The following is a 13,519-nucleotide window of genomic DNA, read 5'->3' on the forward strand; positions in this document are numbered from 1 at the left end:
AAATTGCTGATAGGGTGTTTTTTTACTTTATCATTGGTTGCAACCGGAAATGCAAAATGAAGATCGGGATGTGCTAAATTTTCACATTTTAAATTACAAGAAGCAGCATCTTTATTTTTACTACACAATAAGTATTGAGCATATGCAATTGCAGTGGGTAAGGTACCAGAACCTTCATTACCAATGAATAACTGCGCATGCGGAATACGTCCGTTATCAGCAGAGGTTTTTAAATGATTGATGATGTGTTCCTGACCTATTATTTCTGAAAAAAGCATGCACAAATATAGGGATATCAAAAAAGAGAAACATAGGAATCTTTCTTAAAATTCGGATTTTGATAAAATGCATCTTTTACAGTGTCTTACAAAAACGTTGTAGTAGCTTTTTATCGATTTTTTAAAAGCAATATTTAAATTAAGTATATTTGCTTACAAATTTTAATTAAACAAACAATGAAAACAATTAAAGACATCAATTTTGAAGGTAAAAAAGCCTTAGTTCGTGTTGATTTTAATGTGCCTTTAGATGCAGATTTTAATGTAACTGATATTACAAGAATTAAAGCGGCAAAACCAACGATTATCAAAATCTTAGAAGATGGTGGAGCAGCAGTTTTAATGTCGCATTTAGGTCGTCCAAAAGGAGTAGAGGCTAAGTTTTCATTAGGTCATATTGTTGAGAAAGTAAGCGAAGTATTAGGAGTACAAGCTAAATTTGTAGATTCTTGTGTTGGTGCTGATGCTGAAGCAGCGGTTGCTGAATTAAAACCAGGAGAAGTTTTGATTTTGGAAAATTTACGTTTCCATAAAGAAGAAACAGCTGGAGATATTGAATTTTCTAAGCAATTGTCTAAATTAGGTGATGTTTATGTAAATGACGCATTTGGTACAGCGCATAGAGCACATGCTTCTACTACAATTGTGGCACAGTTTTTTGAAGAAAAAGTTGCTGGGTATGTAATTGAAGCAGAATTAGTAAATGCTGATAAAGTATTGAAAGGTGGAGATAAGCCAGTTACTGCAATTATGGGTGGTGCTAAGGTTTCTGATAAAATTTTAATCATCGAAAAATTATTGGATGTTGCTGATAATATTATCATTGGTGGTGGTATGTCTTATACTTTTGCAAAAGCAGAAGGGGGACAAATCGGAAACTCTTTATGTCAAAATGATTTATTAGAATACGTTTTAGAATTAGAAGAAAAAGCCAAAGCAAAAGGGGTAAATTTAATTTTCCCTATCGATAATTTCTTAGGAGATGCTTTTTCTAATGAAGCAAATACGCAAACAGTATTAAGAGGTCAAATTCCTGATGGTTGGGAAGGTTTCGATATTGGAGCTCAAACAATTGAATTGTTCTCAAAAATTATCAAAGAATCTAAAACTGTAATTTGGAACGGACCAATGGGAGTTTCTGAAATTCCTTTATATGCTACAGGAACTATTGAAGTTGCCAAAGCGGTAAAAGCAGCAACTGAAAATGGAGCTTTTTCATTAATTGGTGGAGGAGATTCTGCAGCAGCAATCAACAATTTAGGTTTTGGTGACGATGTATCTTATGTTTCTACAGGTGGAGGTGCTTTGTTAGAATATATGGAAGGTAAAGAATTACCTGGTATTGCAGCTTTAAAAGCTTAATACCTTATAAATATTATAGAAAAAGCCTTGCTAATTTTAGTAAGGCTTTTTTGTTGCTTCATTTTTAAATAATTTAGCAAAGAAAAAAATTGAAATATGTAAGATTTCAATTTAGTAGAGACAAAAGTTTTTTAACAGATCTAATTTTAGAATATGAAATACACGAAAATTTCCAATACAGATATTAAAGTAAGTAAAATCTGTTTGGGAACCATGACGTTTGGTGAGCAGAATACAGAATCGGAAGCACATGAACAATTAGATTATGCAGTAGAAAAGGGGGTTAATTTTATGGATACCGCTGAAATGTACTCCGTTCCTGGTAGAAAGGAAACACAAGGTGATTCTGAGAGAATTTTGGGAACTTGGCTGAAAAATAAGAATAGAGAAGATTTTGTAGTCGCTAGTAAAATTACAGGACCAAATCCTGGTCTGTCGTATATAAGAGAACCACAACCTTATACTAAAAAACTAATTTTAGAAACAGTAGAAAATAATTTACAGCGTTTACAAACTGAATATATTGATGTATATCAGTTACATTGGCCAGATAGAAATGCAAATTTTTTCGGAAAATTAAATTACAAGCATAATGCTGAGGAAAAATGGGAGGATAAAATTGCTGAACTGATTGAAGCAATGGATGCGCTTGTGAAAGCTGGTAAAATCCGTCATTATGGTTTGTCAAATGAAACACCATGGGGAACCATGCGACATTTACAAGAAAGTAATGCGAATAAAATCACAAGAGCCAAATCAATTCAAAATCCATATTCTATACTAAATAGAGCTTATGAGGTAGGTATGGCAGAAGTCTCTATGAGAGAAAATATTGGGTTATTGGCTTATTCTCCGCTTGGTTTTGGGGTGTTGTCTGGAAAATATTTCAACGGTCAGATGCCAGAAAAATCAAGGTTGAAGTTGTTCCCAAACTATTCTAGGTACAGTAATGAACAAGCTATGTTTTTAGCAGAAAAATATAATCAACTGGCTAAAAATAATGGTTTAAGTTTGGTAGAACTTTCGTTAGCTTTTATTGAAGCACAGCCATTTGTAACTTCTACAATAATTGGAGCGACAACTATGGAGCAGTTAAAACAAAATATAGCTACAATTAATGTTGATTTAACGCCAGAATTGCTTTTGGAAATAGACGAAATTCATAAATTGCAACCATATCCAGCGCCATAAAAAAATAGTATTTTATAAAAAAAAGCTGTGTTTTTGACACAGCTTTTTTTTTGAAAAAACACAAAAAAGTGATAACCATCATGTTTTTATTTGTATGGAACCATAATTTTGTGTTAAATTTAACGAATAGGATAGAACTTAAAAATTGCGAATCATGAGTAAGTTACTTAGATTAATTATTCCACCTAAAGAATGGCGCACGCCTGTTGTTATTTTGTTAGGTGCAATTTTTGGATTGACGTTGTACGCTATGATTGAATCCAAAGCTGTTTCTTATTTATCAGATGATCCAAAGACTTGTGTAAACTGTCATGTAATGACGCCGCAATACACCACTTGGTTAAATAGTTCTCATAGGGAGTGGGCTACCTGCAATGATTGTCATGTTCCTCAAGACAATGTTTTCAATAAATATTTATTCAAAGCTAAAGATGGAATGTATCATGGTTATGTGTTTACAACACGTGGTGAGCCAGAAGTAATTCGAATGAAAGAAGCAGGGGTAGAAGTGGTGCATAACAATTGTATTCGTTGCCATCAAGATCAGGTAGTGGATGCAAAACTAGAGGGGACCGTTGACAATCACAAGGCAAACATGACGGATAGAAAATGTTGGGAATGTCATAAGGAAGTACCACACGGAAAAATACACAGTTTATCTTCTGTAAAATATTACGGGAAAGTGCCTCAGGAGCATCAAGAAACAGTTCCGGGATGGCTTAAAAAATATATGAAAGATTTAGACACAAAACCAAAAGAATAATTATGAGCACAAAAAGAGAACCTTGGAAAAATTGGGTGTTATTTTTAGCATCTATGGTACTTGTTTTTTTACTAGGACTTCTAGTTTCAACAATTACAGAAAGAAAAACGGAAGCTAAATATGCATACACTCCTGTAAATAAAATAAAACCAGGGGAGCCTAGAAATGAGGTTTGGGGTGAGAATTTTCCAAGAGAATTTGAGTCTTATTATAGAACCGCAGATTCTACGTTTAAATCAAAGCATAATGGAAATGCTAATATTGATATGCTAGAAGTAGATCCGCGTTTGGTAGTTCTTTGGGCTGGATATGGTTTCTCTAAGGATTACAATCAAGGTCGTGGACATTATTATGCTGTAGACGATTTAAGAAACTCGTTAAGAACGGGTGGACCTAAGGGAAAAGATGATGGACCAATGCCTTCTACGTGTTGGACTTGTAAATCACCAGATGTTCCAAGAATTATGAACGAGCAAGGTGTTGAAGAGTTCTATAAAGGTAAATGGGGGAAATTGGGTGCTGAAATTGTTAACCCTATTGGTTGTGCGGATTGTCATGATTCAGAAACGATGAATCTTAAAGTTACAAGACCTGCCTTAATTGAGGCTTTTGAAAGACAAGGAAAAGATATTAAGAAAGCAACCCATAATGAAATGCGTTCTTTAGTATGTGCGCAATGTCACGTTGAATATTACTTTAATAAAAATTTACCAGGAAAAGAAGGTACTCCATATTTGGTATTCCCTTGGGATGACGGACAAACAGTTGAGGATATGGAAGTTTATTACGACAGAGTTGGACATGTGGATTGGGTGCACAAATTGAGCAGGGCACCAATGTTAAAAGCACAACACCCAGGATATGAGGTTTACAAAATGGGGATCCATGGTCAAAGAGGGGTTTCTTGTGCAGACTGCCATATGCCTTATAAAACTGAAGGAGGACAGAAGTTTACAGATCACCATATTCAGTCGCCATTAAACAATGTTGCTAATTCTTGTCAAGTTTGTCACCGTGAGGAAAAAGATGTTTTGACAAAGAATGTTTACGACAATCAAGACAGAATTCTTGAAAATAGAGATCAGTTAGAGAGATTGTTAGTTCGTGCGCATGTTGAGGCTAAAAAATGTTGGGATTTAGGAGCTACAGAAGCTCAGATGAAAGATATTTTACATGGAATTAGATTGGGTCAATGGAGATGGGATTATGCTGCGGCATCTCATGGAGGTTCTTTCCATGCTCCTGTTGAATTAGGAAGAGTAATCGGTAAAGGAATTGATATTACGCAAGAAACACGTATCAAATTAGGGAAGCTATTGATGAAATTAGGGTATGATGGTGAAGTAGCTTATCCACCAATTGAAACAAAAGCTGCTGCTCAGAAATATATTGGGTTGCCAATGGAAAAATTAGAGCAAGAGAAAGCTGAGTTTAGAAAGAATGTTTTACCTAAATGGGATGAAGAAGCTAAGCAAAGAGAAGCTAAATATTAGTATATTGGCTTTGCTTAGATCTTGTTTATGACGCAACAATCTTTAAAGAAAAAAAGAAGAGACTTTTGGGAGCACCCTTGGAGCTATATGGAATCATTTTTCATAGGCACAGGGTTGCTCTTAACTGGTTTTATGATGGAAATTTTCTTTCCGTCTAAGGAAGAGTTTCTAATCTCCTATCCATATAATGTCCTTTTTTTAGGAAGCTATATCGCTATTCTTTTTGTTGCCTATTATAAGTTTTCTGATATTCAACTAATTCGTTGGTTGACAAAGGTTCCCGCTTCTATTTCTTCTATAGTGCTGGTTACTTTTATGGTGATGATTATGGGAGTGGTTCCACAAATTCCCTCAGAAAATGCAACGATTATCACTTTAGGATTAAATCATATTACTACGCATTGGGCTTTTCTGTTGATTCTTTTACAGTTTTTAACCTGTTTAGGTTTGGTAACGGTGAAAAGAATGATGCAGTTTTCTTGGTCTAATTTTGGCTTTGTTGTGAGCCATCTAGGATTGTTTATTGCCATTGTGGCGGGAGTGCTTGGGAGTGGAGATTTAGAACGTTTGTCTTTAAACGTATTTGAAGGCAAACCAAGTATCATGGCTTATAATGATGCAGAAGAAGAGGTGGAACTACCTTTCGCAATTTATTTGAATGATTTTATTATTAAAGAGTACAATCCTAAATTGGCCTTGGTTGATAACAAAACAGGAAGTATTGCTCATAATAATGGGAAAAATTTATACTTGGTAGAAAAAGGTGAAACGTACTATTTTAAACAGTATGAAGTGCATATTGACGATTTTTTAGAAAATGCAGGAAAACATGGTATCAACTACTTTTTTGTCAATGAAGTAGGGTCTCCGCCAGCAGCTAAAGTTACTGTTACAAATACAGAAGATAAAAGTATTGTAAAAGGTTGGATTAGTAGTGGAAGTTTTAGATATCCCTATCAATCCTTAAAAATAAGTGATGATTATTCAATTGTAATGACTATTCCGGAGCCTAAGGAGTTTAGTTCAGATATAGATATTTTAACAAAAGACGGGGAGCGTATCAATACAACGTTGCTTGTGAATGAAGCCTTTTATTATAAAGGTTGGGATATTTATCAGTTGAGTTATGATGAGAAAATGGGAAAATGGTCTGACTTGAGTGTGGTGGAGTTGGTAAGAGATCCTTGGTTGCCTGTTATTTATTCAGGAATTTTCATGATGATCATAGGAGCTATGAATATGTTCTGGCTGGGGAATAAAATAAATAAAGAAGATTGATATGACTTGGATAGATTTTCCTTTATATAGTGGAATTATTGGTTGTATTTGGTTGATAGGACTTGTGTTTCTATTTCTTGCTTATACAAAACAACCCTATATGAAAGCAGCTTTGCCAATACTATTTTTAGGTTGGGCTGTTCTTTTATTGTTTGTTGCAAAATTATGGATAGAATTGGACAGACCTCCAATGAGGACCTTAGGAGAAACCAGACTTTGGTATGCTACATTTTTACCTTTTGTTGGTTTTGTGACTTATTTTAGATGGAAATACAAATGGTTTTTAGCTTACAGCGTACTCTTATCATCCGTTTTTTTAATAATAAACTATTTGAATCCTGAAACCTATTCAAAAACTTTAATGCCAGCTTTACAGAGTCCATGGTTTGTACCTCATGTTTTGGTGTATTTATTTTCCTATGCTGTATTGGCTGCGTCTAGTATAGTAGCGATGAAAGGGATTTATGATTATTCAAAAGGAGTTTTATCTGAGGAGACTTTAAAGTTGGCGGATAACTTAGTGTATATAGGGTTTGCCTTTTTAACTTTAGGTTTGCTTTTTGGTGCGATGTGGGCAAAACAAGCTTGGGGACATTATTGGACTTGGGATCCTAAGGAAATATGGGCCTTTTTAACTTGGATGGGCTATCTTACTTATATACATTATCGCTATTTTCATACCCATAAAACAAAGCAGTCTTTGACCATATTAGCGTTGGCTTTTGTTGTGTTGTTGGTATGTTGGTTTGGTGTGAATTATTTACCCGTGGCTCAAACAAGTGTTCATACCTATACGCAGCAATAAAAAACCCCTTTAAATTGAATTTAAAGAGGTTGAGAATTATGTTTTAGTTTTATTTAGTACCCTAGTTTTGCTCTGGTTCTTTTTAAAACATCTGTCGCCACTTTTTTAGCTTTTTCAGCTCCTATAGCGAGTGCTTTGTCTATTTCATCAAGGTTGTTGATGTAGTGGTTGTATCGTTCTCTTTCAACCGCATATTTTTCAACTAGTAATTCGTAATATGCTTGTTTTGCATGTCCGTATCCATAATTCCCACCCTCGTAGTTCGCTCTCATTTTAGCGATTTGCTCTTCAGAGGCGATTAACTTGTAAAGAGCAAAAAGGTTACAGGTATCTGGATCTTTTGGGTCTTCCATCGCAGTGCTGTCCGTTTGGATTTTCATTACCTGTTTGCGCAATTTTTTATCGGTTTGAAATAAATCAATAATATTTCCTTGAGATTTACTCATTTTACCTCCATTGGTACCTGGAACGTACATCGTTCCTTCTTGAATTTTGGCATCAGGTAAAATAAAAGTGTCTCCCATTTGATGGTTGAATCTACCCGCAACATCTCTTGTCATTTCTAGATGCTGCAATTGATCTTTTCCTACAGGAACAATTTCTGCATCGTATAATAATATATCTGCAGCCATCAACATTGGATAGTCAAATAACCCAGCATTTACATCTTCTAACCTATCTGCTTTGTCTTTAAATGAATGTGCTAAGGTCAATCTTTGGTATGGATAAAAACAATTTAAATACCAAGTCAATTCAGTTGTTTCAGGAATATCACTTTGTCTATAAAAAACAGTTTTATTTACATCAAGTCCAAACGCAAGCCATGCCGCAGCAGTACTGTATGTGTTTTCTTTTAATGTTTTTCCGTCTTTTATTTGTGTCAGGGAATGCATATCCGCAATAAATAGAAAAGACTCATTTGCTGGGTCATTTGCCATTTCAATTGCTGGGATAATCGCCCCAAGTAAATTTCCTAAATGTGGTGTTCCTGTGCTTTGAACACCTGTTAATATTCTTGACATTTCATTTGTTTTGAAAAGCAAAAATAAGCAAAGCTGAATGAAATTATTTCGGATCTTGATTTAAAAATTAGAAAGTTTTGTTAAGATGCTGAATGCAACTACTTTTGAATTTAATTATGGTAAATTTGAGGCATGATTGAGTTTTTTAAAAATGTACTCCGCTTGCTATGGAGAATTTGGTTTTACGTACTTTTTGTAGGGATGGTGTTTTTGTTTGCTCCTGTATTACTGTTGGTTACTTCTAGAGAAGATTGGTATCCTGTTTTTTTTAAATTGGCTCGATTTTGGGCAAAAACAACACTTTTTTTTACCGGATTTAGGGTACGAAAAAATGAAATGCAAAAAACGGAAAAGCAAGGGAGTTATATGTTTATTGCAAATCACACTTCTATATTGGACGTATTGTTGATGCTATCGGTAGTAAAAAATCCGTTTGTGTTTGTTGGAAAAAAAGAATTGTCTAAGGTTCCTGTTTTTGGCTTTTTTTATAAAAGAACCTGTATTCTTGTAGATAGAGACGACTCTAAAAGCAAGCAGAAAGTTTTTAAAGAAGCACAAAGAAGAATCAATTTAGGTTTGAGTATTTGTATTTTTCCGGAAGGATTGGTGCCCGATGATGAATCGGTAATATTGTCGGAATTTAAAAAAGGAGCCTTTAGGTTGGCTATTGAACATCAACTTCCTTTGGTTCCTATGAGTTTTTATGATTGTAAAAAAAGATTTTCATATACTTTTTTCAGTGGAGCTCCAGGGTTGTTAAACGTAAAAGTGCATCCTTTTGTCTCTGTCAAAGAGCTGAGTATAACAGATGTTACTCGAATAAAAAATCAGTGTTTCGAATTGATAGAAAATGATTTAAAAGACTATTCCAAAATTTCTTAAAGTGCTGTAAATTTCGTATTTTATAGAGCCTGAAAAGGTTTTATTATGAGGTACGAGGTCACATATTATCCAAAATTAGAAGAGCGATTGAATATAATCTCTCACGGGCTTGGTGCAATTTTGAGTATAATCGCATTTCCCTTGTTGCTTTTAAAGGCCTTGCATTCAAATGATTCCATAGTTGTTTTAAGTGTTGTGATCTATGGTTTGAGTTTGATCATTTTGTATTCGGCTTCTACTTTATACCATGCAACCAATGAAAAGAGGTCTCGGTATTACTTGAATATCTTCGACCATTCTGCCATCTATGTATTAATTGCTGGTACCTACGCGCCAATTGCTTTAGTCGTATTACAAGGTAGAATTGGTTGGGTGATTTTTGGTTTGTCATGGTTTTTTGCCATTTTGGGTGTGCTATTTAAAGTATTCTTTATCGGGCGTTTTAAGTTGATTTCTATAGGAACCTATATTGCTATGGGCTGGATGATTGTTTTTGCGATCAAACCTTTGGTTGAAAATTTTGACAAACTCGGATTGATGCTTTTTGTGTACGGAGGAGTCTCCTATTCAATAGGAGCCTTGTTTTTTGCCCTTAAAAAAGTGCCCTATAATCACGCAATTTTTCATGGTTTTGTGTTATTTGGAAGTCTTTTCCATTTTCTCGGAATTTATTTTTATATTCTATGAAATTATTAACATGGTTGTATAGATGTTTTTTTGATAGAGTTATTTTGAAATATTCCGTATTTTCGTATTTAAAAATTGAAAAAAATGTTAAAGATTTTAATTATTGATGATGAGCTAGATGCGTTGGAAGTTCTAGAATGGAAGCTTAAAACTTATGTGTCAAATATATCAATTACTACCTGTTCAAGTGCAAACAAAGCGCTTGGATTGATTTCAGAAATTAATCCACATATTGTGTTTTTGGACATTCAGATGCCAGAAATGAATGGTTTTAGTTTTCTTGAAAAGCTATCGAATAGAAATTTTGAATTGATTTTTACAACTGCTTTTGATGAATTTGCGTTGCAAGCAATTAAAGAAAATGCCATAGCGTATTTACTAAAACCGATTGATAAAATTGAATTGATTGCTGCGGTTGAGAAAGCGCGAAAAAATGTTTACCGAGAAAGTTTGGAGATGAAAGTAGATGCCATGTTGTATTCTATGAAACCTACGACTCCGAAAATAAATATCTCGGCAGATGGTAAAATTTATTTTTTGGAGGCTCAAGATGTTGTGATGTTACAATCCGATAAGAGTTATACTACAATTTATTTGGTTACAAATAAAAAAATAGTGGTTTCTAAAACATTAAAAGAAGTTGAGAAAAAATTTTACATGAATTCTTTTTACCGTGTTCATAATTCTTACTTGGTGAATTTGGACCATGTAAAAGAATATTTAAAGAGAGATGGTGGTGAATTGATATTGACCAATGAGCTGACAGCAAGTGTGAGTAGAAATAAAAAAAGTGAATTGATAGAAAAGTTACAATTGAATGTTTAATGATTTAAATTCGGAGTTTTTTTCTTGGATAAGGGGTGCTATATTGCTACTTTTTCTAATTAATTTTGGACTTTATTTTCAAAATAAAAAAAGACTTTTTTTAAATTATAGCTTGTATTTGTTATGCATGTTCATTTTTTTTCTCAAACCTGTCATGTCAGGCGCATGGGATGATTTTTATGAGTATTTTGGATTTTCAGTATTCTTTTTTGGATTTGTTTTTTACGCAGAATTTGAAAGAGTATTGTTGTCAAGTAGATATACGATCCCGGAATGGGATCGTTATTTTATTATAAAAAAGTATGCTGTTTTAGCCTTTTCTATAAGTTTTCCAATTGTCTATAAGTTTTTTGGAGAAGAAATACTTTCTCTGGAGGTGTTTTTCTTTTCAAGCGGATTGAGTTTGTTCGTTGTCCGTACTTACTTTGTCATTTCAAAAATAAAAGAAAGAAGTGTTCATTTTTTTATTTTTGGGTCGGCTTCATTTTTATTGCTAGCTAATATTGGCTCCTATTTTAATATCGCTTTTAGAAATCGTCTGGATACTATCAACTTTGATCCACTCCTGTTTGTGTATATCGGAGTAATGATAGAAGCTCTTGTCTTCACTAATATTATGGGTAAGACTTTCAAACAAATATTAGAAAAAAAATCGAATTTAAAAGTTCAGTATGCCTTAAAACAAAAGGAAACAGCAGAGTTGAAGATGACGGCATTACAAAGCCAAATGAACCCACATTTTTTGTTTAATTGCTTGAATTCAATAAATAACTTTATTCTAAAAAATGAGAAAGAAGAGGCGTCAGATTATATAACATCATTTTCTAAATTGGTGCGCAAAATTTTGAAAAACTCTGAGAGTTTAGAAATTTCATTATTTGAAGAGTTAGAAGTCTTAGAAATGTATGTTTCTTTAGAAAAAACTAGATTGCTAGGAGGGTTTAGTTTTATTAAAGAAATTGATGAAAGTTTAAATATACATGAAATTATGGTTCCTCCATTGTTTTTACAGCCTTTTATAGAGAATTCAATCTGGCATGGATTGGCAGGTAAAGTAGGTGAAAAAGAAATTGTCATATCCATTAAAAAGGAAGCATTTGATTTGGTGATTACCGTAGAGGATAATGGTATTGGGATTGATAGTGAAGTGATGGAACAGAATAGAGTTTCTTCTAAAAGGAAATTTTTTGGTTCTTATGCTACAGAAAAAAGAATAAAACTAATGCATCCGAAGAATTCTGTTAAAATTTCTACAAGTAATATATCTTCAAATACAGATTCAGGTACGCGGGTGGCAATTGTATTTCCTTTAAGTTAAAAATTAATCCCATTTATTGGTAGAACTCGGCGATTTGTTTTAATAAACTAAAAAAAAGTAAAATATAAATGAAAAAATGTAAGCTTTGTGTATATTTGCAGTCTAAAAGTTAGATAGTTACGTTTTTACTGCGGTTTTTTGGTGAAAATATTTTGTCGATAAAAAAATATAAAGTAAATTACAGTAAAATATTATAGTATAAATCTTAGGGGTAGGATTTATTTATTCCTTAGGCTCACATTAATTTGTGGGCCTAAGCTTTTTTTACCATTTATTATAGGGGGTTTTACTTAACATTGAATTGTAATATTTAGTTTCTCCGGTTACTTCTTTTCCGAGCCACTCAGGTTTGGAAAAATGATCTTTTTCTGATGATAATTCGATTTCGGCAATGATGAGACCATTGTTTGCTCCAACAAATACATCCACCTCAAATACGAAAGAATCATTTTTTAATAAATACCTATGTTTTTCAATAGGTGTATCTTCACATAGGGTCAATAATTGGTTTGCTTCGTCGATTGAAATTTTTTTTTCCCACTCAAATCTACTCATGCCGGTTTCATTCGTTATTCCTTTAATGGTAATATAACCTGTGTCATCAGAGATTCTAATTCTAACGGTGCGATGCTTGTCGGTGTTCAAAAATCCTTGTTTGATATATTTTTTCTGAAATGAGTCTGCTAAAAAGGAATTATTTTTAACTAAGAATTTGCGTTCAATTTCAATGGACATAGGATTGTGTTTAATAAGTCTATTGGCTAAATATATATAAAATCATTTAGTTAGTGTTATCTTTGACAAATCTTATGTAAATTAAGAAAGAAAAGAGATTTGTAATTTATATTGAATGTTATTAAGTATCTAGAAGTATGAGAGTTATTTGTTGGCTTATTATGTTGTTTTCTGTCCTTTTTGTTAATGCTCAAGTGGATTATACTTCAGAGTGGCGAGATTTGTTTTCTTATAATCAGGTGTTGGCTTTGGATAAAAGCCCGAGTTCTTTTTACGCATTGACTGAGAACGCGGTTTTTAGCTATGATTATGGATCTAGTGAAATTCAAAAAATATCATCTGTAAATGGCTTGTCAGGTGGGAATACATCAGCAATAAATTATGATGAAGCAAACCAAGTTCTTGCAATTGGTTATGACACCGGTTTGCTAGAGCTGGTTTCGAGTAATGGAAGTGTCAAAAAGATTGTAGATATTGAAATTTCAGATATTTCACTGGAAAAAGCGATAAATAGTATTGTCAGTTATAACAATAATTTGTTATTAGCCTTGGAATTTGGAATTGTTGTGTATGATCTTTTGAGTTTAGAATTTGGAGATACTTATTTTATTGGAGAAAACTCTACTTCAGTAAATGTTACGGATGTCTTAATTCAGAATGACAAAATTTATGCTACTTCTTCTGATGGAGTTTATATTGCGAATTTGAATGATAACTTAAATGATTCAAGCAACTGGGTTAAATATTCAGATGGAATCTATTCCAATTTGACTAATTTTAATGACAAGGTTTATCTTACAAAGGATAAAATATTATATGAGATTTTGAGTGATAACTCACTAGTGGCCAAAGTTACTTTAAGTTCAAATATTATAGATAC

At 33.2% G+C, this 13,519-nt stretch carries 12 protein-coding genes and 2 pseudogenes; 11 read left to right on the plus strand and 3 right to left on the minus strand.

Annotation, left to right across the window (positions count from 1 at the left end; genetic code table 11):
* Window positions 1–278, minus strand: a pseudogene (locus P8H68_RS03125) (DNA polymerase III subunit delta'); the annotation flags it as partial.
* A 177-nt stretch (window positions 279–455) separates the two neighbouring features.
* Between P8H68_RS03125 and P8H68_RS03130 the strand changes: the two are divergent.
* The 6 genes from P8H68_RS03130 (at window position 456) to ccsA (ending at window position 7,170) form a co-directional block, all read left to right on the plus strand.
* Complete coding sequence (locus P8H68_RS03130) at window positions 456–1,640, plus strand: phosphoglycerate kinase (protein ID WP_300321479.1); 1,185 nt, start codon at window positions 456–458, stop codon at window positions 1,638–1,640.
* 153 nt (window positions 1,641–1,793) lie between these two features.
* The gene (locus tag P8H68_RS03135; RefSeq protein ID WP_300321481.1) at window positions 1,794–2,831 is read left to right on the plus strand and encodes an aldo/keto reductase; all 1,038 of its coding nucleotides are present in this window, start codon (window positions 1,794–1,796) and stop codon (window positions 2,829–2,831) included.
* Between the two features lie 154 nt (window positions 2,832–2,985).
* On the plus strand, window positions 2,986–3,594 hold the full coding sequence (gene nrfH / locus P8H68_RS03140; protein ID WP_300321484.1) for a cytochrome c nitrite reductase small subunit: 609 nt from the start codon (window positions 2,986–2,988) through the stop codon (window positions 3,592–3,594).
* Between the two features lie 2 nt (window positions 3,595–3,596).
* Window positions 3,597–5,087 (plus strand): ammonia-forming cytochrome c nitrite reductase, encoded by a 1,491-nt coding sequence (gene nrfA, locus P8H68_RS03145; RefSeq protein ID WP_300321487.1) that lies wholly within the window; start codon window positions 3,597–3,599, stop codon window positions 5,085–5,087.
* A gap of 27 nt (window positions 5,088–5,114) precedes the next feature.
* Window positions 5,115–6,365, plus strand: coding sequence for a cytochrome c biogenesis protein ResB (locus P8H68_RS03150; RefSeq protein WP_300321490.1), 1,251 nt, complete (start codon window positions 5,115–5,117; stop codon window positions 6,363–6,365).
* Between the two features lies 1 nt (window position 6,366).
* Window positions 6,367–7,170, plus strand: a complete 804-nt coding sequence (gene ccsA / locus P8H68_RS03155; RefSeq protein ID WP_300321492.1) for a cytochrome c biogenesis protein CcsA — start codon at window positions 6,367–6,369, stop codon at window positions 7,168–7,170.
* 53 nt (window positions 7,171–7,223) lie between these two features.
* Here ccsA and trpS read toward each other — a convergent pair whose 3' ends face one another.
* Window positions 7,224–8,192 (minus strand): tryptophan--tRNA ligase, encoded by a 969-nt coding sequence (trpS, locus tag P8H68_RS03160; RefSeq protein ID WP_300321494.1) that lies wholly within the window; start codon window positions 8,190–8,192, stop codon window positions 7,224–7,226.
* A 132-nt stretch (window positions 8,193–8,324) separates the two neighbouring features.
* Here trpS and P8H68_RS03165 point away from each other — a divergent pair, with 132 nt between their 5' ends.
* The 4 genes from P8H68_RS03165 to P8H68_RS03180 all read left to right on the plus strand — a co-directional run bounded on the left by P8H68_RS03165 (window position 8,325) and on the right by P8H68_RS03180 (window position 11,904).
* Window positions 8,325–9,074 carry a lysophospholipid acyltransferase family protein gene (locus tag P8H68_RS03165; protein ID WP_366144923.1) on the plus strand — a complete coding sequence of 250 codons (750 nt, stop codon included), beginning with the start codon at window positions 8,325–8,327 and terminating at the stop codon, window positions 9,072–9,074.
* A 45-nt stretch (window positions 9,075–9,119) separates the two neighbouring features.
* Window positions 9,120–9,761: a hemolysin III family protein gene (locus P8H68_RS03170; RefSeq protein WP_300321497.1), complete on the plus strand. Its 642-nt coding sequence runs from the start codon at window positions 9,120–9,122 to the stop codon at window positions 9,759–9,761.
* A gap of 84 nt (window positions 9,762–9,845) precedes the next feature.
* Window positions 9,846–10,586, plus strand: coding sequence for a LytTR family DNA-binding domain-containing protein (locus P8H68_RS03175; protein WP_300321499.1), 741 nt, complete (start codon window positions 9,846–9,848; stop codon window positions 10,584–10,586).
* 154 nt (window positions 10,587–10,740) lie between these two features.
* Window positions 10,741–11,904, plus strand: coding sequence for a histidine kinase (locus P8H68_RS03180; protein WP_300321502.1), 1,164 nt, complete (start codon window positions 10,741–10,743; stop codon window positions 11,902–11,904).
* Window positions 11,905–12,168: 264 nt separating this feature from the next.
* Here the strand turns inward: P8H68_RS03180 and P8H68_RS03185 are convergent, their stop codons facing one another.
* Window positions 12,169–12,639, minus strand: a complete 471-nt coding sequence (locus tag P8H68_RS03185; RefSeq protein ID WP_300321505.1) for a CYTH domain-containing protein — start codon at window positions 12,637–12,639, stop codon at window positions 12,169–12,171.
* 137 nt (window positions 12,640–12,776) lie between these two features.
* Here P8H68_RS03185 and P8H68_RS03190 point away from each other — a divergent pair.
* Window positions 12,777–13,519, plus strand: a pseudogene (locus tag P8H68_RS03190) (hypothetical protein); the annotation flags it as partial.

It is taken from the genome of Flavicella sp., from assembly GCF_029238425.1.
In the GTDB taxonomy this organism is placed as follows: Bacteria; Bacteroidota; Bacteroidia; order Flavobacteriales; family Flavobacteriaceae; genus Flavicella.

Excerpts from the sequence above, each read along its gene's own strand:
- ccsA (WP_300321492.1), top strand. The coding sequence starts at position 6,367 with ATGACTTGGATAGATTTTCCTTTATATAGTGGAATTATTGGTTGTATT.
- P8H68_RS03185 (WP_300321505.1), bottom strand. The coding sequence starts at position 12,639 with ATGTCCATTGAAATTGAACGCAAATTCTTAGTTAAAAATAATTCCTTT.
- trpS (WP_300321494.1), bottom strand. The coding sequence starts at position 8,192 with ATGTCAAGAATATTAACAGGTGTTCAAAGCACAGGAACACCACATTTA.
- P8H68_RS03150 (WP_300321490.1), top strand. The coding sequence starts at position 5,115 with ATGACGCAACAATCTTTAAAGAAAAAAAGAAGAGACTTTTGGGAGCAC.
- nrfA (WP_300321487.1), top strand. The coding sequence starts at position 3,597 with ATGAGCACAAAAAGAGAACCTTGGAAAAATTGGGTGTTATTTTTAGCA.
- P8H68_RS03135 (WP_300321481.1), top strand. The coding sequence starts at position 1,794 with ATGAAATACACGAAAATTTCCAATACAGATATTAAAGTAAGTAAAATC.
- P8H68_RS03180 (WP_300321502.1), top strand. The coding sequence starts at position 10,741 with ATGTCAGGCGCATGGGATGATTTTTATGAGTATTTTGGATTTTCAGTA.
- nrfH (WP_300321484.1), top strand. The coding sequence starts at position 2,986 with ATGAGTAAGTTACTTAGATTAATTATTCCACCTAAAGAATGGCGCACG.
- P8H68_RS03175 (WP_300321499.1), top strand. The coding sequence starts at position 9,846 with ATGTTAAAGATTTTAATTATTGATGATGAGCTAGATGCGTTGGAAGTT.
- P8H68_RS03170 (WP_300321497.1), top strand. The coding sequence starts at position 9,120 with ATGAGGTACGAGGTCACATATTATCCAAAATTAGAAGAGCGATTGAAT.
- P8H68_RS03130 (WP_300321479.1), top strand. The coding sequence starts at position 456 with ATGAAAACAATTAAAGACATCAATTTTGAAGGTAAAAAAGCCTTAGTT.
- P8H68_RS03165 (WP_366144923.1), top strand. The coding sequence starts at position 8,325 with ATGATTGAGTTTTTTAAAAATGTACTCCGCTTGCTATGGAGAATTTGG.